15 protein-coding genes are annotated in these 17,861 nt (G+C 67.8%); 8 read left to right on the forward strand and 7 right to left on the reverse strand.

Features of this window, described 5'->3' with window-relative positions; all coding sequences use genetic code 11:
* Nucleotides 1–11: 11 nt before the first annotated feature.
* The 4 genes from D6T64_RS14145 to D6T64_RS14160 all read left to right on the forward strand — a co-directional run bounded on the left by D6T64_RS14145 (nt 12) and on the right by D6T64_RS14160 (nt 4,251).
* A complete protein-coding gene (locus D6T64_RS14145) occupies nt 12–980 on the forward strand; it encodes an ABC transporter substrate-binding protein (protein WP_119975330.1) in 969 nt (322 codons plus the stop codon).
* Between the two features lie 6 nt (nt 981–986).
* Nucleotides 987–1,814, forward strand: coding sequence for an ABC transporter permease (locus D6T64_RS14150; RefSeq protein WP_119975331.1), 828 nt, complete (start codon nt 987–989; stop codon nt 1,812–1,814).
* A gap of 66 nt (nt 1,815–1,880) precedes the next feature.
* A complete protein-coding gene (locus tag D6T64_RS14155; protein WP_233551177.1) occupies nt 1,881–2,696 on the forward strand; it encodes an ABC transporter ATP-binding protein in 816 nt (271 codons plus the stop codon).
* A gap of 61 nt (nt 2,697–2,757) precedes the next feature.
* Complete coding sequence (locus D6T64_RS14160; protein ID WP_119975332.1) at nt 2,758–4,251, forward strand: sensor histidine kinase; 1,494 nt, start codon at nt 2,758–2,760, stop codon at nt 4,249–4,251.
* 429 nt (nt 4,252–4,680) lie between these two features.
* Here the strand turns inward: D6T64_RS14160 and D6T64_RS14165 are convergent, their stop codons facing one another.
* Nucleotides 4,681–4,929 (reverse strand): WhiB family transcriptional regulator, encoded by a 249-nt coding sequence (locus D6T64_RS14165; RefSeq protein WP_035837005.1) that lies wholly within the window; start codon nt 4,927–4,929, stop codon nt 4,681–4,683.
* A gap of 269 nt (nt 4,930–5,198) precedes the next feature.
* Here D6T64_RS14165 and D6T64_RS14170 point away from each other — a divergent pair, with 269 nt between their 5' ends.
* A complete protein-coding gene (locus D6T64_RS14170) occupies nt 5,199–5,663 on the forward strand; it encodes a hypothetical protein (protein WP_233551178.1) in 465 nt (154 codons plus the stop codon).
* Nucleotides 5,664–5,726: 63 nt separating this feature from the next.
* Here the strand turns inward: D6T64_RS14170 and bcp are convergent, their stop codons facing one another.
* The 4 genes from bcp to aroA all read right to left on the reverse strand — a co-directional run bounded on the left by bcp (nt 5,727) and on the right by aroA (nt 10,176).
* Complete coding sequence (bcp, locus tag D6T64_RS14175) at nt 5,727–6,206, reverse strand: thioredoxin-dependent thiol peroxidase (protein ID WP_119975333.1); 480 nt, start codon at nt 6,204–6,206, stop codon at nt 5,727–5,729.
* Nucleotides 6,207–6,274: 68 nt separating this feature from the next.
* Nucleotides 6,275–7,618 carry a hypothetical protein gene (locus D6T64_RS14180; protein ID WP_147364578.1) on the reverse strand — a complete coding sequence of 448 codons (1,344 nt, stop codon included), beginning with the start codon at nt 7,616–7,618 and terminating at the stop codon, nt 6,275–6,277.
* Between the two features lie 110 nt (nt 7,619–7,728).
* The gene (rsgA, locus tag D6T64_RS14185; protein ID WP_119975335.1) at nt 7,729–8,817 is read right to left on the reverse strand and encodes a ribosome small subunit-dependent GTPase A; all 1,089 of its coding nucleotides are present in this window, start codon (nt 8,815–8,817) and stop codon (nt 7,729–7,731) included.
* Nucleotides 8,818–10,176 (reverse strand): 3-phosphoshikimate 1-carboxyvinyltransferase, encoded by a 1,359-nt coding sequence (aroA, locus tag D6T64_RS14190; protein WP_119975336.1) that lies wholly within the window; start codon nt 10,174–10,176, stop codon nt 8,818–8,820.
* A 140-nt stretch (nt 10,177–10,316) separates the two neighbouring features.
* On the opposite strand from aroA, the gene D6T64_RS14195 reads away from it, so the two are divergent.
* Nucleotides 10,317–11,009, forward strand: coding sequence for a sigma-70 family RNA polymerase sigma factor (locus D6T64_RS14195; RefSeq protein WP_119975337.1), 693 nt, complete (start codon nt 10,317–10,319; stop codon nt 11,007–11,009).
* The gene (locus tag D6T64_RS14200) at nt 11,006–11,248 is read left to right on the forward strand and encodes a zf-HC2 domain-containing protein (protein WP_119975338.1); all 243 of its coding nucleotides are present in this window, start codon (nt 11,006–11,008) and stop codon (nt 11,246–11,248) included. The genes D6T64_RS14195 and D6T64_RS14200 overlap by 4 nt, the downstream gene beginning before the upstream one ends.
* A gap of 237 nt (nt 11,249–11,485) precedes the next feature.
* On the opposite strand, the gene D6T64_RS14205 is transcribed toward D6T64_RS14200, so the two are convergent.
* Nucleotides 11,486–12,310, reverse strand: coding sequence for a VOC family protein (locus D6T64_RS14205; protein WP_119975339.1), 825 nt, complete (start codon nt 12,308–12,310; stop codon nt 11,486–11,488).
* Nucleotides 12,311–12,490: 180 nt separating this feature from the next.
* Complete coding sequence (locus D6T64_RS14210) at nt 12,491–16,249, reverse strand: multifunctional oxoglutarate decarboxylase/oxoglutarate dehydrogenase thiamine pyrophosphate-binding subunit/dihydrolipoyllysine-residue succinyltransferase subunit (RefSeq protein ID WP_119975340.1); 3,759 nt, start codon at nt 16,247–16,249, stop codon at nt 12,491–12,493.
* A gap of 132 nt (nt 16,250–16,381) precedes the next feature.
* On the opposite strand from D6T64_RS14210, the gene guaB1 reads away from it, so the two are divergent.
* A complete protein-coding gene (gene guaB1 / locus D6T64_RS14215) occupies nt 16,382–17,821 on the forward strand; it encodes a GMP reductase (RefSeq protein WP_119975341.1) in 1,440 nt (479 codons plus the stop codon).
* Nucleotides 17,822–17,861 lie beyond the last annotated feature (40 nt).

Here is a 17,861-nt window from a genome sequence, read left to right on the forward strand (position 1 = left end):
ATACTGCGGATATGAATCCGCTTCGTAGTCGCCTGCTGATCGCATCCTCCCTTGTCGCCCTCACGGTCGTAGCTCTGAGCGGATGCGCCGCCACGGCAACCGACACCGCCAACGAGAACACCACGGTCACCATCGGCACGCTGCGCGGCCAGCCGCACTTCTACCAGCCCTTCCTCTACGAGGACTTCGCGGCCGACGGCGTGACCTACGAGGTCGTCACGCTCGACACCACCCCCGCCCTGAACGACGCCCTGATCAGCGGTGCGGTCGACTTCGCCATCACCGGGGTGACCCCGACGATCTCGTCGATCGCCCAGGGTCGCGAGCTCACAATCGTGGCCGCGGCCGCCGACGGCGGCAGCGGCTTCATCGGCAACGACACCATCGAGACCCTCGACGACCTCGTCGGCAAGACCGTCGGCTACATCCAGGGCAGCGCGCAGGAGGTCGTGATGCGGCTGATCCTGGCCGACGCCGGCATCGACCCCGAGACTCTCGACCTCGTGGTCGTTCCGGTGCCGGACATGGCCAGCGCCTTCGCCACCGGTGATGTCGATGCCTTTTTCGGGGTTGAGATCGGGGCATCCATCGCCGTGCAGAACGGCGGCCACGAACTCGCCGACGTCTACGACACCCCGGTCGGCAAGGTCAACATCGGCCTCGTGACAACGCAGGACCTGATCGACTCCGATCCCGACCTCGTGCAGAGCGTCGTCGACACCCACAGCGAAACGATCGACTACATGGTCGCGAACCAGACCGAGTGGCTCACCGAGATGGTGAACACCTTCGGCGGCGACCAGGCCGTGCTCGAGTCGGCCCTCGACAACTTCTGGATGCGCGCGGACCTGCCGGTCGAGTACCAGGACCAGCTCGAGGTGCTCGCCACCGAAATGCTCGGCCTCGGCCTGATCGAATCAGCGCCGACCGTGGCCGACCTCGTCGACACCACCTTCATCGACGCCGTTCCGGCCGCGTAAGACTGCATGTCGACACGCACGCGCGCGCCGGGCCAGGGTCTGGCCCGCACGATCCTGCTCGGGATCCCGGTGCCGGTGCTCGTCGTCGTGCTCTGGCACTTCGGCGTCACCTACCAGTGGGAGCTGGTCTTCGGCATACGGATGGGGTTTCTGCCCTACCCGGCCGACGTTGCGGTGAGCCTCTGGGACTTCGCCTTTGGTGGCCTGCGCAACGACGCCTTCAGCGGGGAACTGTGGGTCAACCTCGCGGCGAGTGTCGGCCGGGTCGCGGCCGGCTTCGCGCTCGCCGCGGTGCTGGCGATCCCGCTGGGCATCTTCATGGGCCGGTTCTATGTCGTCAACTCGCTCTTCGACGCGCTGATCAACCTGCTGCGTCCGATCCCGGCAACGGCGTGGGTGCCGCTCGTCGCGCTGCTGATCGGCATCGGCGACCAGGCCACGATCTTCCTGATCACCCTCTCCGCCTTCTTCCCGATCGTGCTCGGCACAATCAGCGGTGCCCGCCAGGTGCCGCCACGCCTGATCGAGGGCGCCCAAATGCTGGGGAGTAGCCCGCTGCGGATCCTCTACCAGGTGGTGGTTCCCGCATCCGCTCCCGCGATCATCAACGGGCTGCGCATCGGACTCGGACTCGCCTGGGTTGTGCTCGTGCTCGGGGAGACGGTCGGCGTGCGGGTCGGACTCGGCGCCACGATCAGCCTCGCCCGCGACATCGTGCGCACCGACCTCATCGTGGTCGGCATGATCTGCATCGGCCTGGCCGGATATCTGTCCGATCGCCTGCTCGTCTGGCTGTTCCAGATCGTGTTCCGTGGCCGCCCCCTGATGAAGTGACCCCGGTGTTGACGGGACCCCGGCGTGAGCCGGACCGCATTCATGACGAACCGAAAGGAGCCTGACGTGAGCATCCCCACCGCCGCGACCCTGACCCGCACCGAACGGCAGGCCGACATCCGCATCAACGGCCTGGCCAAGAGCTACGGCCTGCCGGGGCACGAGGTGCTGGCGATGAGCGACGTCACACTCGACGTGGCCTCGGGTGAATTCGTGGCGGTCGTGGGGGCGAGCGGATGCGGCAAGAGCACGCTCCTGCGCATCCTCGCGGGCTTCGAGAAACCCAGCACCGGCTCTGTACTCGTGGGCGGCACCCCGGTCACTGGCCCCGGCTCTGACCGAGGCGTGGTCTTTCAGGACTACGGCCTCTTTCCCTGGCTGACCGTGCGGGAAAATGTCGCCTACGGCCCCCGGCAGCACGGCGTCTCTCGCCGGGCAGCACGCGAGACGGCCGACGAGTTTCTGGCCCTCGTCGGGCTGACGCGCTCGGCCGGGAAGTTCCCCGGCCAGCTCTCGGGCGGGATGCAGCAGCGGGTCGCGATCGCCCGGGTGCTCGCCAACAACCCCGCCGTGCTGCTCATGGACGAACCTTTCGGCGCGCTCGATGCGCTCACCCGCACCGATTTGCAGGCCGAACTGCGTCGCATCCATCGGGCCAATGCCGCGACCGTGCTCTTCGTGACGCACAGCATCGAGGAGGCCGTTTACCTGGCCGACCGGGTCGTGGTGATGACCGGGGGAGCCGCGCACGGCGTTCCCGGCCACATCCGTCAGATCGTGCCGGTGAACCTCGGGGACAATCGCGACCCGTCGTCGTCGGAGTTCAACGCGGTGAAGCGGATGATCGCCGACCTCGTGCACGAGGGCAGCGACCACGTCTGACGAGCCCGATCCGCGTGCCCCGCGGTCGCCACCCGCCCCGCGCGCCCGTAGGCTACTGAGTGTGTCGACTCTCAGTGATCTCGTACTAGCCCAGGGCCGCAGCACCGCCGAAGACGTCGACTGGCTGCACATGCTCGTCGCCGACGGCCAGCTGCTCGCCGACCTCGCCTTCGCCGACATCGTCGTGTGGGTGCCGAACGAAAGCGGCAGCTTCGTCGCCGTGGCGCACGCGCGCCCGTCGAGTGCCGCCACGCTGTTCTACCGCGACTTCGTCGGCCAGAACATCAAGGTCGAGTGGCGCCAACAGGTCACCGAAGCCTTCGAGACGGCCAAGATCGTCGACACCACTGCACCCGACTGGTACGAGGAGACCCCGACCCGGGTGCGTGCGATTCCCGTGCTGCGCCGCCTGAGCTCGGCCGGAGCGCAGGTCGCCGAGGTTCCCGTTGCCGTGCTGACCCGGCACACGAACCTGAGTGAGGCGCGCACCCCCAGTCGTCAGGAAATCACCTTCAACGACTGCGCGAACGACCTGTTCGACATGATCGCGTCGGGGGACTTTCCCGACCTCGGCGCCCCGACCGGCCCGCGCCGCGGCGCGCCCCGTGCCTCCGACGGGCTCATCCGTCTCGACGCCGACGGCATCACGACCTTCGCGAGCCCCAACGCCCTGTCCGCGTTCAACCGCATGGGCTTCGCCGATGAGCTCGAGGGTGAGTCCCTCGCCGAGGTGACGACCGGCCTGCTGACCGGAATGGCCGTTGTCGACGAGTCGCTGCCGCTCGTCGTCACCGGCCGGGCGCCCTGGCGCACGGACATCGAAGCTCGCGGGGTGACCGTGTCGCTGCGCGCGATTCCGATCCGCAACCGCGGGCAGCGCACCGGAGCGATCGTGCTCTCCCGCGACGTGACCGAACTGCGGCACCAGGAACGCGAACTCATCACCAAGGACGCGACCATCCGCGAGATCCACCACCGGGTCAAGAACAACCTGCAGACGGTCGCCTCGCTGCTGCGCATCCAGGCTCGCCGCACCCACTCCGACACCGCCCGCGAGGCCCTCACCCAGGCCATGCGGCGGGTGGCGGCCATTGCCGTGGTGCACGACACCCTGTCTGAGGGCCTCAGCCAGATCGTCGACTTCGACGCCGTCTTCGAACGGGTGCTGTTGCTCACGGTCGAGGTTGCCTCCGCCCACAACACGACCGTGCACCCGAAGTCCTCGGGCAGCTTCGGAACCCTGCCGAGCGCCTATGCGACCCCGCTCGCGCTCGTGCTCACCGAACTCGTCACGAATGCCGTCGAGCACGGCCTCGCCGGCCGTGAGGGCGAGGTGTCCATCGAGGCACACCGCAGCAGCGAGACCCTGACCGTGCTGGTGCGGGATACCGGCGCCGGCCTGCCCGAGGGAAAGGTCGGTTCGGGCCTCGGCACCCAGATCGTGCGCACCCTGATCCAGGGCGAACTCGGCGGCACCATCGACTGGCACACCATGATGGGCAGCGGCACCGAGGTCACGATCGAGATTCCGCTGCGCTTCATGCAGGAAGGGTAACCGCGCGACGAGCGGGCTTGGGGTGGTTCCTGCCCATCCCGAGGTCACCCGGAAACCCGGGCGCGCCGCATCCGCTGCCTCGAGGGTCGGCTGGGTGCTGCGCGGGTGCTGCGCCGTTGCGCGGTAGGCGTGCGTGCCACCCGCGCAGCGGCGCACTACCCGCGCTCGATGTGGGGGGCGGTTTCGAGGCTTGTTCCGGGCCCGCTGCGCGGGTGCTGTGCCTTTGCGCGGGTGCTGCGCCGCTACGCGGTAGGTGCGCCAGTGGCCTCGGGGTCGGCTGGGCGCTGCATGGCAGGTGCCGGCGCGCATGCTCGGTCGGGGTAGTTGGTCGACGGATGCCGCGCCCGGGTACCAAAAAACCAGCCGGCACCGCCCCGTGGGGTGGTTTCGACTGGTTGAGTGGGCGCAGCGCGGGGCTGCGGGGCGGTGCTAGGAGGCGCGGCGGGCGCGGGCGGCGCGGCGCTTGAGGGCGCGGCGCTCGTCTTCGCTGAGGCCACCCCAGACTCCGGAGTCCTGACCGGTTTCGAGGGCGTACTGCAGGCACACCTCGGTGACGTTGCAGCGGGCGCAGACGGACTTTGCCTTTTCGATCTGGTCCACAGCGGGACCGGTGTTGCCGACCGGGAAGAAGAGCTCGGGGTCTGCGGTCAAGCAGGCTGCTTTGTCGCGCCAGTCCATTGAATTGCTCCTTTATTGCGGGGGGTGCACGGCCGAATGGCCAGAGTTGCGGGGTGAGCCCGGTCGGAGGAAAACCGTGAGGATCGGCGCACGAAGAAGCCACTGCAACGACACAGGGTCTGTGGGCCAGAGTTTGTCTCTGGATCAGAGTTTGTGTGGTGTAGTGGCTGTGCTGGTGATCTGCTTACGTCTCTGTGAGCGTCAACCGGGCTATGAATATAGTCCCATAATAGAAGAATCAAATCAATAGTTTTGTATGGGATTTCTCTGTGAACAGCCAGTCACCCCGGCCTCCGGAGGTCGGATCCGCGGCACCGGAACCGCGACGAGCGTTCGGCCTGCGCGTGCTCACCGTCATTCTGGCGCTCGAAGCGCTGCTGCTGTGGGGTGTGACGGCATGGCTCGTCGTGGAGCTGCTCACCGAAACCCCGACGTCCCTCGGCGGGGCCTTCGCCCTGCTCGGGCTCTCCGCGCTCGCGGCGGTGTGGGTCAGCCTCATCGCGGTCAACCTGCCGCGGCGCCGGTCCTGGACCCGCGGCGGTGCGCTCACCTGGCAGCTCGTGCAGATCATGGTCGCCATCGGTGCGTTCCAAGGTATCTACGCCCGTCCCGACGTCGGCTGGGGACTCCTCGCCCCGTCGCTCGTCGTGATCGTGCTGCTGTTCACCCGCGCCGTGGTCGCCGAGACAACCCCGGAGGCGCTGTACCCCGACGACGCTGACGACCGGGCCTGACGCCAGACCGGGCCTGCAGGCCCCCAGGGCCTCAACAGCGGCCGCGCGCCGCCGAATCGTGCCTCAGGCGTCGATGCCGAGCTTCTTGCGCAGGCTGGCCACGTGGCCGGTCGCCTTCACGTTGTACAGGGCGAGCTGCACGATGCCGGCCTCGTCGATGACGAAGGTCGAGCGCAGCACCCCGGTCACGATCTTGCCGTAGAGGTTCTTCTCGCCCCAGGTGCCGTAGGCGTGGTGCACGTCGAGAGCGGTATCACTGAGCAGCGGAAAGTTGACGGCGTCGTGCTCCTGGAATTGCTTGAGTTTGGCGGGGGTGTCCTTCGACAGCCCGAGGACCTGGTAGCCGGCCGAGGCGAGCGAACCGAGGTTGTCGCGAAAGTCGCAGGCCTGCGTCGTGCAGCCGGGGGTCATGGCGGCCGGGTAGAAGTACACCACGACCTTCTGGCCGGCAAAGTCGGCCAGCGAGACGGATGCCCCGTCCTGGTCGGTCAGCGTGAACTGGGGGGCCGTGTCGCCGGCCGAAAGGCGTGTTGAATCCGTCATGACTCCACGGTAGCCGCTCTCGAAGCGAGCGCTCAGCCCGGGCCGGAGTCGGTCAGCTCTACCCGGACTCAGCCATCGGAGGCGATGCACACCGATTCAGCGCCGAGGGAGAGGCCATCGGCGGTGCCGCGGAAGGTGAGCCAGCGCAGGGAATCCGATTCATCCTGCTGGGTATACCTGTCGGTACCCATCGCCCGGTCGGTCGCCACGAACCCCAGGTCGGTCCACGACCGGATGAGGGCGTCGGCGGGGGCCATCGGACTGTCGGTGATCTCGAAGATCGGCAGCACGACGGAACCGCGCACATGCTCGCCCGGCTCGGATTCGCAGGCCGTGATCGCCACCGTAGGCACGCCGCGGATGCCTGCCGTGTCGCCCGCGTCGGCGAGCAGCTCGGTCACCCGCACCACGTCTGCCTGCAGCTGCTGATCGGCCGCGTCGCGGGCGCGGGCGTCGGCTTCGGGGTCGTCGGGGGCAGCATCCGTCGCTTCAGGCTGTGGGGCGTCGACGTAGTCGTCAGGCGTCGGCGAGCCCAACGCCAACCCGATGAAGCCGTCTCGTTCGTAGTCGCTCCCGTTCGTCGGGGCCAGCACCGTGAACGATGCCCGCGGCACGCCCGACCCCGCCGGCTGCGCGGTCTCGAAGTCCGTGAGGAGCTCGGTGATCGCCTGTGCGCTCTGGGGCGTTTGTGCCAGGACCCGCAGCGAGGGCCGCCACGTCGACGCCGCGCCGGGCGCTTCGGGGGAACGTTGGCCGGAGTACGTCAGATCGTCGACGTCGGTCCGAGTGGCCAACTCGCTCAGCAGCGATGACAGTCCCGGTGACGGCGACGCGGCCGTCGTCGTCACGCTGCTCGTGGCGCCCGAGGGCGCCCTCGCCGTCACGGTCACGGCCGACAGCGCGCCGGTTGCGAACTGTGGGAGGGTTCGCAGCTCGGCGATCACGGAGCCCAGTGCGTCCGGCGACTCCACTGTGAGGGTCGTCGGTGTCGCGCCGTCCGCCACGGTGACCCGCGTGGCATGCTCAACCTGCCGCAGCGTGAGGGCGGCATCGGCCAGCTCCCCGGCCCTTGTCTGGGCCGTCGCGCGGGCCATCTCGCGGGTCGTCATCCCCACGGCCTCGCCCGCGTGGAGGGCGAGCACGATGTCGGCGCCAGTGCCGGCGGCCGGCAGGCGCACGATTGCCGTTGCGTCCACGCTTTCTCGAGCGGATGCGACGTGGCCCGCGACCGTCTCCGCCAGCGGAGCGAAGTCGGCGGCATCCGCTTCGATCTTCACCTCGATGGACGCGGTCCAGAAGTCGTTCAGGGCGGAAAACGCCGAGGCCTCGAGCGGTGTGATCTGCGCCGTCGCCGAGGTCACGCCGGCGGTCGCGCGGATCGCCTCGACGGCGTCGTCCACAGCCGTGGTCACGGAATCGGGCGAAGTCGGGGCCAGCAAACTGCAGCCGGAGAGCGCGACGGCCAGCGCGAGCAGGGCTGCGAGGCGTGCCAGAAGCCGCCCAGGCCAACGAAACACGTCGATCAGCGGGCCGGCGCGAACGTGGCGAGCAGACGCTGCAGGGAATCCAGTCGCACCTGACCGACCTCGCCGAGTTCTCCGGCCTCGACCGCCTCGATGATCGCGCAGTCCGGTGAATCCGGCAGGTGCGTGCAGCCGCGCGGGCAGCGCTCGGCGATCGTGGCGAGGTCGGTGAAAGCTTTGAGAATGTTGTCAGTGTTGATGTGCCCCAGACCGAAGGAGCGCACGCCGGGGGTATCGATGACCCAGCCGCGGCCGGCATCCGTTTCGAGGCGCAGCGACACCGTCGACGACGAGGTGTGGCGCCCGCGCCCGGTGACGGTGTTCACGACGCCGATGGCCCGGTTGGTGCCGGGAACGAGCGCGTTCACGAGGGTCGACTTGCCGACCCCCGAGTGGCCGACGAAGACGGTGTCGTGACCGACCAGGGCCGCACTGATCTCCTCGAGCGGGATATGGTCCTCACGGCTGCGGAACACCGGCAGGTCGAGGCCGGCGAAGTTGCTGAGAAACTCCGCCGGGTCGGCGAGGTCGGTCTTGGTGATGCAGAGGATGGGGGAGACCCCGGCGTCATAGGCGGCGACCAGGTAGCGGTCGACGAGGCGGATGCGAGGCTCCGGGTTGGCCGCGGCGACGACGATGAGCATCTGGTCGGCGTTGGCCACGATCACCCGCTCGACGGCGTCTGTGTCGTCGGCGCTGCGACGCAGCAGGGTGCGGCGCTCGACGATGCGTACGATGCGAGCGAGGGTGCCCTCGTCGCCGCTGGTGTTGCCCACGATGTCGACCTGGTCGCCGTTGACGACGGCCTTCTTGCGCAGCTCGCTCGCGCGTGCAACGGTCACCCGGTGCTCGGTCGGAAGGTTCTCGTCGAGCAGTACGGTGTAGCGGCCGCGGTCCACCGTGAGGATGCGCCCGGTCACGGCGTTCTCGTGCTGCGGCCGGGTCTTGGACCGAGGCTTCGTGCCCTTGCGCCCGGGGCGCACGCGCACGTCGGACTCGTCGTACTGCGGTTCGTCCTCGTCGGGCGTCGCCCACCAGGCTTCGGCCTGGTCGCCCGAGTCCCCGGCCGGAGTGTTTCGGCCCGGCATCTAGAGGGTGGCCTCCGGCAACAGGGCGTGCCACAGCTCCGGAAACTGGGGGAGCGTCTTGGCCGTGGTCGCAATGTTCTCCACGAGCACCCCGGGAACCGCGAGGCCGATGAGTGCGCCGGCCGTGGCCATCCGGTGGTCGTCGTAGCTCTTCCATTCGCCGCCGGTGAGCGGTTGCGGCACGATGTGCAGGCCGTCGGGCAGCTCCGTGACGTTGCCGCCGAGGCGGTTGATCTCGGTGGCGAGGGCTTCGAGGCGGTTCGATTCGTGGTGGCGCAGGTGGCCGATGCCGGTGATCGTGCTCGGCGAATCGGCGAGGGCGGCGAGGGCCACGAGCGTCGGTGCGAGCTCGCCGCCGGTCGACAGGTCGAGCTCAACACCATGGATGCCGTCGCCCCCGGTGACCGTGAGGCGATCGCCTTCAAGGGTCACGTGTGCGCCGAACAGGGGCAGCAGGGTGGCGAGGTCGGCGCCGACCTGGGTCGTGCTCGCCGGCCAACCGGCGATGGTGACGCTGCCGCCGGCCACGAGGGCTGCGGCGAGGAACGGGGCCGCGTTGGACAGGTCTGGTTCGATGTCGACGTCGGCGCCACGGATCGGGCCGGGCTGCACAACCCACTCTCCGACGGCGGGACTGGTGACCGTGACGCCGCGGGCGGCAAGGGTGGCGATGGTCATCTCGATGTGCGGCAGGCTCGGCAGACGCTCCCCGGAGTGGGTGAGGTGCAGCCCCTCGTCGAACCGCGCGGCGGCCAGCAGCAGCCCGGAGACGAACTGGCTCGAGGCGCCGGCGTCGATCGTGACGTCGCCGCCGGTGACGGCGCCGCGGCCGTGCACGGTGAAGGGCAGGGCGCGGCGGCCGTCGTCGTTGATGTCGGCACCGAGATCGCGCAGAGCGGTGATCATGGTCGCCATCGGGCGGCGGCGGGCGGCCGCATCGCCGTCGAAAGTCGTGGGGCCGAGGGCCAGGGCGGCGAGCGGGGGAAGAAAACGCATCACTGTGCCGGCAAGGCCGCAATCGACTGTCGTGGAGCCGAGGAGTTCCCCGGGGGTGACCTTCAGGTCGGCTCCGAAGGCTCCATCGCCTTCCACCTGCTCGATCGTGGTGCCCATCTGCCGCAGGGCGTCGACCATCAGGTCGCTATCCCGCGAGTGCAGCGGTGCGCGCAACAGCGACGGTTCGGCGGCGAGGGCGGAGAGCACGAGCTCACGGTTCGTCAGCGATTTCGAGCCCGGGAGGGAAACCGTGCACGCCACGGGACCGGAGGCCGTGGGAGCCGGCCACCAGGCATCCGCTTCGAGCGGCACATTGTCGCCGTAAGGATCGAACTCCGGCTTGGAATATCTCGAGATCAACATCGGTTATCAGAATAGTCGGAAAGATTTGATCTGGAGGAGGTGTCGTCGTGGCAACTGCAGTCTTAGAACGACCCAGCTCGGCGGCGCCTCGCGGCATCCGTTCGCGCGATATCAGCATTCGCGGCTTAGAATTGCCGGTAATGACAACAGATACACCGGTTCCCGAGCAGTCGAGCGTGCCCCGGACAACACCCGAAGCCGCAGCGACGCTGACCCGCGACCTGTTCGAAGAGCAGGCGATGCCGTTCATCGACCAACTCTATGCCGCGGCAATGCGTATGACGCGCAACCCGTCCGACGCGCAGGACCTCGTGCAGGAGACCTTCGTCAAGGCGTTCGCCGCGTTCGCGCAGTTCGAACAGGGCACCAACCTCAAAGCGTGGCTGTACCGGATCCTCACGAATACCTTCATCAACCAGTACCGCAAGAAGCAGCGCGAGCCGTATCAGGGCACGATCGACGACCTTGAAGACTGGCAGATGGGCGGCGCCGAATCGACGACCGCAATGTCGGGCCGGTCCGCCGAGGCCGAAGCGATCGACCACCTGCCCGACAGCGCCGTGAAAGACGCCCTGCAGTCGATTCCCGAAGATTTCCGCCTCGCCGTGTATTTTGCCGACGTCGAGGGCTTCTCCTACCAGGAGATCGCTGAAATCATGAAAACACCCATTGGCACCGTGATGAGCCGCCTGCACCGAGGCCGTCGGCTCCTTCGCGACCTGCTGGCCGGATACGCGCAGGAGCGCGGACTCGGCCGGTCAGCGAGCCAGAACGACACTGTCCCGAGCGCCACTGGGGCTGTCCCGAACAATACTGGGAGCTCAAAACCATGACCGATTGCGGATGCACCAAAGCACAAGCCGAACTCGAAGAGTACCTGCACCACGAACTGTGCGGCGCGGATGCCGCCGACATCCAGGCGCACCTCGCGGGGTGTGAAGATTGCGCCTCGGAACACCTCGTTGGGCGCACGTTGACCGAAGCGGTGCAGCGTGCCTGCAAGGAGACCGCCCCCGAAGACCTGCGCGACCAGGTGCTCGCCCGCCTGCGCGCGCTGCAGTCTGCCCACTAGCGCCCAGACTCCCCGCACAGAGACTGCGCCGGTAGCGGATGCCGCGGGTCGCGCCCCCGGGCTGGCGCAACACCCGCGCAACTCTCGAATGGCTCGCTGGCCCGGTGGCGCAACCACCGCGTAGCGGCGCAACTCCCGCGTTCGGCACGCGGATGTTCCGGGCTGGCTTGTGCGCGGCGGCGAAACTACCGCGCAGTGGCGCAGCACCCGTGTGGCGCCGCGGGCATGGCGGGGCGGCTACTCCGTGTCTGAGCTCGCGGAGCCGGCCGCGGTCGGGTCCGACGCGGTCTCGGTGGCGACACCACCGAGCTGGAACATCGCACCGGTGGGGTCGGCGACCTGGGCGAAAACGCCGAACTCCGAGTCCCAGGGTTCGCGCAGGATGCGGCCGCCCAGCTCGACGACCCGTGCCGCCGCCGCCGGGACATCCGCTACCCCGAGGTAGAGCTGCCAGTGTGACGGAACGCCCTCGGGGAGGGTCGCGTGTGCGTCGTAGACACCGCCGACCATGGTGCCTTCCTCGCCGAAGGTGCTGTAGCGAAACTCCATCGTGTCGCTCAGGGGCGTGAGGTTCCACCCGAAGACGGTCCGGTAGAACGCGAGCGCCGCGTCGTAGTCGCGGGTGTTGAGCTCGTGCCAGACCGGCGAGCCATGCTCGTTGTTGACCTCGAAACCGGCGTGCTCGGCGGATTCCCAGAGGCCGATTGCGGCACCGGTCGGGTCGAGGATCATGGCCATGCGCCCCTGATCGCCTACGGTCATCGGCTCCATGAGGATCTGCGCGCCGGCGGCTCGGGCGGATGCCGCGGCGCCGTCGACGTCGTCGACGGCGAGGTAGGTGGTCCAGACGTCCGGAAAGGTCGAGTCCGGCAGCTGCCGGGCCAGGCCGGCGACCTGTGCGTCACCCTTCCAGAAGGTGATGTAGTTGCCGTATTCCTCACCGGACTCCGTGGCGGTCCAGCCGAAGAGAGCGCTGTAGAAGGCCTTCGAACGGTCGACGTCGGAACTCATGAGGTCGACCCAGCACGGTTCGCCGGGAGTGAATGCGTCGGGGGTGGGCATCGAGATCCTCCTCAGATGGTGCGTCGAAAGATGGCCTGTCGAATCAGATGGCCTCGAACCAGATGGGCGGTCGAATTCGTCGGACTGTCGGATTCGATCATCGTACAAAGAAACCCGTGGGCCGGGGGCGTCGACGTGTCGACAACCCCGGCCCACGGGTCGGATGGTGCGGGCGTGCTGTTACAGGGTCAGTGCGTTACGCATCAACTCGGCCTGCTCCGTTGCGTGACGCTTGGCCGACCCGGCGGCCGGGGAGGCCGACGCGGCACGGGAGAACAGGCGCACCGGGCGCGGGCCCAGCTTGTTGGTCTCCAGGTAGAAGAAGGGCCACGCGCCCTGGTTCTCCGGTTCGTCCTGCACCCACGCCAGTTCGGCGTTCGGGTACTGCTCGGCCACGGCCTTGAGCTCGGCGGCGGGAAGAGGGTAGAACTGCTCGACGCGCACGAGCGCGATCTCGGGGTTCGGGTTCTTCTCGAGATCGTTGAGCAGATCGTAGTAGAGCTTGCCCGAGTGGAACAGCACCCGCTTCACGGCGGCCTTGTCCTGGATGCGAGCATCGTCGATGACCGGCTCGAACTTGCCGCTGGTCAGGTCGGCGACGGAGCTCGTCGCTCCACGCAGGCGCAGCATCGACTTCGGGGTGAAGACGATGAGCGGACGGCGGGGGCGCATGTAGGCCTGGCGACGCAACAGGTGGAAGTACGACGCCGGGGTCGACGGCCGTGCCACGGTCATGTTTTCTTCGGCACAGAGCTGCAGGAACCGCTCGATTCGAGCGGACGAGTGGTCGGGTCCCTGACCCTCATACCCGTGCGGCAGCAGCAGGACGACGGATGACCGCTGCCCCCACTTCTGCTCGGCGCTCGACACGAACTGGTCGATGATCGTCTGGGCACCGTTGGCGAAGTCACCGAACTGGGCCTCCCAGAGCACGAGGGCGTCGGCACGTTCCACCGAGTAGCCGTACTCGAAGCCCATGGCCGCGTACTCGCTGAGCAGCGAGTCGTAGATCCAGAACCTGGCCTGGTTGTCTTTCAGGTTCGCGAGCGGCAGCCATTCCTGGCCGTTGACCCGGTCGTGCAGCACAGCGTGGCGCTGCACGAAGGTGCCGCGGCGGGCGTCCTGGCCGGCGAAGCGCACCGGGGTGCCCTCCACGAGCAGCGAGCCGAGGGCGAGCAGCTCACCGAAGCTCCAGTCGATGTTGCCGTTGCGGCTCATGTCGAGGCGCTTCTGCAACAGCTGCTGCAGCTTGTTGTGCACCGTGAAGCCGGCGGGCTTGTTGTTGAAGGCGTCACCGATGAGGTGGATCACCGACTCCGGCACTCCGGTGGATGCCGGTTCGCCGGCGGAATCCTCGCGGGCCTTCGCCTCGGCATCCGCCTTGGCCGCCGCGGCGACCTCGGCGGTGATGATTGGGATCGACGCGGTCTGCGCGGCGTGCGTCTCCATGAACGCGCGTTCCAGGCGGTCCTGGAAGTCGCGGTGGGCAGCCTCGTACTCTTCTTCCGTGATGTCGCCACGTCCGACGAGCGCTTCGGTGTACAACTTGCGAACGGAGCGTTTGGCTTCGATCAGGTTGTACATCAACGGCTGCGTCATCGAGGGGTCGTCGCCCTCGTTGTGGCCGCGGCGACGGTAGCAGATGAGGTCGACGACGACATCCTTCTTGAACTCCTGGCGATACTCGAACGCGAGCTCCGCGGCCCGAACCACGGCTTCGGGGTCATCCCCGTTGACGTGGAAGATCGGCGCCTGGATCGTCTTGGCCACGTCGGTCGAGTAGATCGAGGTGCGGGCGTCACCGGGCAGGGTCGTGAAACCGAGTTGGTTGTTCACCACAATGTGGATCGTGCCGCCGGTACGGTAGCCGCGCAGCTGGGACATTTGCAGGGTTTCGAGCACAACACCCTGGCCGGCCATGGCCGCGTCGCCGTGGATGAGGATCGGCAGCGTCGAGAAGGTGCCGATCGGCTTGCGGTCCTGCTTGGCGCGCACGATGCCCTCGAGCACGCCGTCGCCGGCCTCGAGGTGCGAGGGGTTCGCGGCCAGCGAGACCGGGATCTCCACGCCGCCCTCGCCACGGAAGGTGCCCATGGTACCGAGGTGGTACTTCACGTCGCCGGAGCCGTGCTGCGTGCGCGGGTCCTGCGTTCCTTCGAACTCGCGGAAGATCTGTCCGTAGGTCTTGCCGGCGATGTTGGTGAGCACGTTCAGGCGACCACGGTGGGCCATGCCGATGGCGACCTCGTCGAGGCCGGCATCCGCTGAACTCTGCAGGATGGAATCGAGCAGCGGAATCGTGGACTCACCGCCCTCGAGGCTGAAGCGCTTCTGGCCCACGTACTTGGTCTGCAGGAAGGTCTCGAAGGCCTCGGCCTCATTGAGCTTGCCGAGGATGCGCATCTGCTCGTGATGGGTCGGCTTGACGTACGCCTTCTCCATCTTCTCCTGCACCCACTTGCGCTGGGCCGGGTCCTGGATGTGCATGTACTCGATGCCCGTGGTGCGGCAATACGAGTCACGCAGCACGCCGAGGATGTCGCGGAGCAGCATCTGACGCTGGTTTCCGAAGCCGCCGGTCACGAACGAGCGATCGAGGTCCCAGAAGGTGAGGCCGTGGGTCGCGATGTCGAGGTCGGGGTGGCTGCGCTGCATGTATTCGAGCGGGTCGATGTCGGCCATCAGGTGGCCGCGCACGCGGAACGAGTTGATGAGTTCCTGCACGCGGGCGGTCTTGTCGACGGCGCTCGCGAGGTCGACGCTGATGTCCGGCGCCCAGTGGATCGGGTCGTACGGGATGCGCAGCGCGGAGAAGATCTCCTCGTAGAAGTTGTGCTGGCCGATCAGCAGCTCGTGCACGATCTTGAGGAACTCGCCCGAACCGGCGCCCTGGATGACGCGGTGGTCATAGGTGCTGGTGAGCGTGATGGTCTTCGAGATCGCCAGGCCGGTGAGGGTCTTGATGCTCGCACCCTGGAACTCCGCCGGATAGTCGAGGGCGCCGGCGCCGATGATGCAGCCCTGGCCCTTCATCAGGCGCGGCACGGAATGCACGGTGCCGATGCCGCCCGGGTTGGTCAGCGACAGGGTCGCACCGGCGAAGTCGTCGGCGGTGAGCTTGTTCTGGCGGGCCCGGGCGACGAGGTCTTCGTAGGCGGCGAGGAACTCGCCGAAGGTCATCGTGTCGGCACGCTTGATGGCCGGCACGAGCAGCGCACGGCTGCCGTCGGGCTTGGGCATGTCGATGGCCAGACCCATGCCGATGTGGGCGGGAGCGATCACGGACGGCTTGCCGTTGACCTCGTCGTAGTAGACGTTCTGGCTCGGGAACATCTTCAAGGCCCGAATCAACGCCCAACCGATGAGGTGTGTGAAGCTGACCTTGCCGCCGCGCGCACGCTTGAGGTGGTTGTTGATGACGATGCGGTTGTCGATCAGCAGCTTCGCCGGAATGGTGCGCACGCTCGTCGCGGTCGGCACGGTGAGGCTCGCGGCCATATTGGTGGCGAGCGACTTGGCCATGCCGCGCAGCGGCGAGACGACGTCTTCACGCACCGGAGCGGTCGCGTCGGCGACCACTGCCTGCGGCTTGGTGATCGGGGCATCGGCCGGAACGGGCTTGGGCTTGGCCGCGATCGACGTGGTGCGCGCCGTCGGCTGGCCGTCCGGGGCCGGGGCCGAGACAGGCGCTGCGGCGACGGGCGCTGCGGGAGCTGCTGCTGCGGGAGCCGGCGCGACGGGGGCCGCGGGGGCGGCTGCCGGAGCAGCTGGCGACGACGCGGTCTGGTGGTAGCTCTCGAGCACCGGCCACCACGATTCGTCAACCGAGTTCTTATCGACGAGGTACCTTTCGTACAACTCATCTACGAGCCACTCGTTTGCACCGAATTCACCCGACGTCGTTTCGTCGGAGGTTCCACCGGTTACCTGGCTTGACACCTACCGATCACCCACTCTCTGCGTTGATTTTGGATGCCCGAGCGTTCAGACGGCCGGGTCAGTTCTGCACGACCAGCCTAATCCCATCCGAAGCGGCTGCGGGCACCCGCGTGGGGCGCTAGCTTTATTTGTATGCGGTTCTATGGAACAATCCCCAGCCACGATCTGACGTACTCCGACGTTTTTCTGGTCCCCGGGCAATCCGACGTGCACAGTCGTCTCGACGTGTCGCTGGCTCCCCAGGACGGCAGCGGCGGCAGCATCCCCATCGTCTCCTCGAACATGAACTCGGTGACCGGCCCGCGCCTGGCCGCCAGTCTCGCCCGTCGCGGCGGACTCGGCGTGTTGCCGCAGGATATGCACCTGCAGGACCTGGATGCGGCCATCCGCTGGGTGAAAGCCCAGTCCGTGAGCTTCGACACCCCGTTCAGCTTCGGACCCGAGGACACCGTCGAGATGGCTCTGCGCCAGGTTCCGGCCGTCGACGGCCAGGGCATCGTCATTCACGATTCTCACGGTGACTACCTCGGCTGCATCGTCGCCTCGAGGCTTCGCAGCGCCCTGCCCGACGCCCTGCTCGGTGACCTGCTGCACGGCGCCCTGCCGTCCCTGGACGCCGACGACATCGACGGGCCGCGCCGGGCCTTCGACGTGATGACCGCCGCAGACCTGGATTTTGCGCCGGTGCTGCACCACGGCGCGGTCGTGGGCACCCTCAGCCGCAAGAGCGCCCTGCGCTCGACGCTCTACCAGAGCGCCGTCGACGCGCACGGTCGACTGCGCGTCGCCGCCGCGATCGGCATCAACGGGGATGTCGCGGCGAAGGCCCGGGCGTTCGCCGCGGCCGGCGTCGACGTGCTCGTCATCGATACCGCCCACGGCCACCAGAGCGGAATGCTGCGCGCGATCGGCATTGTCGCCGACCTGAACCTCGGCCTGCCGATCGTGGCCGGTAACGTCGTGACCGCCGATGCCGTGCGCGACCTCGTGGGTGCGGGCGCGACGATCGTGAAGGTCGGCGTCGGGCCCGGTGCCATGTGCACCACCCGCATGATGACGGCGGTCGGGCGCCCGCAGTTCTCGGCCGTGCTCGAGACCGCGACGACGGCTCACGAGCTCGGCGCCCATGTCTGGGCCGACGGCGGCGTGCGATATCCGCGCGACGTCGCCCTCGCCCTGGCCGCCGGTGCCAGCGCGGTGATGATCGGTTCCTGGTTTGCCGGCACCGTCGAAGCGCCGGGAACTCTGAATTCGGATGCCTCGGGCGCGCTGTACAAGGAAAGCTGGGGCATGGCATCGACCAAGGCCGTGCAGGAACGGTTCGAGCGCCTCGACCCCTATGAGCTCGCTCGCAAGACGCTGTTTGCCGAGGGGATTTCGAGCTCGAAGATCTATCTCGACCCGCTGCGGCCATCCGTCGAAGACCTGCTCGACATGATCACGTCGGGGGTGCGCAGCTCGTTCACCTATGCCGGGGCGAGCACCGTCGAGGAGTTCCATACCAAGGCACTCGTCGGCATCCAGTCGGCTGCCGGTTACGAGGAGGGCAAGGCGCTGCCGGTTTCCTGGTGACCACACCCTAATGGGGGTGCTGGTGAAGCGGTATAGTGGG

The sequence above is a fragment of the Cryobacterium melibiosiphilum genome, from assembly GCF_003602235.1.
In the GTDB taxonomy this organism is placed as follows: domain Bacteria; phylum Actinomycetota; class Actinomycetes; order Actinomycetales; family Microbacteriaceae; genus Cryobacterium; species Cryobacterium melibiosiphilum.

What these genes read in the sequence shown, in the direction of transcription:
- D6T64_RS14145 (WP_119975330.1), top strand. Translation starts at nt 12, where the DNA reads ATGAATCCGCTTCGTAGTCGCCTGCTGATCGCATCCTCCCTTGTCGCC.
- D6T64_RS14150 (WP_119975331.1), top strand. Translation starts at nt 987, where the DNA reads ATGTCGACACGCACGCGCGCGCCGGGCCAGGGTCTGGCCCGCACGATC.
- D6T64_RS14165 (WP_035837005.1), bottom strand. Translation starts at nt 4,929, where the DNA reads ATGGACTGGCGCGACAAAGCAGCCTGCTTGACCGCAGACCCCGAGCTC.
- bcp (WP_119975333.1), bottom strand. Translation starts at nt 6,206, where the DNA reads ATGACGGATTCAACACGCCTTTCGGCCGGCGACACGGCCCCCCAGTTC.
- rsgA (WP_119975335.1), bottom strand. Translation starts at nt 8,817, where the DNA reads ATGCCGGGCCGAAACACTCCGGCCGGGGACTCGGGCGACCAGGCCGAA.
- aroA (WP_119975336.1), bottom strand. Translation starts at nt 10,176, where the DNA reads ATGTTGATCTCGAGATATTCCAAGCCGGAGTTCGATCCTTACGGCGAC.
- D6T64_RS14195 (WP_119975337.1), top strand. Translation starts at nt 10,317, where the DNA reads ATGACAACAGATACACCGGTTCCCGAGCAGTCGAGCGTGCCCCGGACA.
- D6T64_RS14200 (WP_119975338.1), top strand. Translation starts at nt 11,006, where the DNA reads ATGACCGATTGCGGATGCACCAAAGCACAAGCCGAACTCGAAGAGTAC.
- D6T64_RS14205 (WP_119975339.1), bottom strand. Translation starts at nt 12,310, where the DNA reads ATGCCCACCCCCGACGCATTCACTCCCGGCGAACCGTGCTGGGTCGAC.
- guaB1 (WP_119975341.1), top strand. Translation starts at nt 16,382, where the DNA reads ATGCGGTTCTATGGAACAATCCCCAGCCACGATCTGACGTACTCCGAC.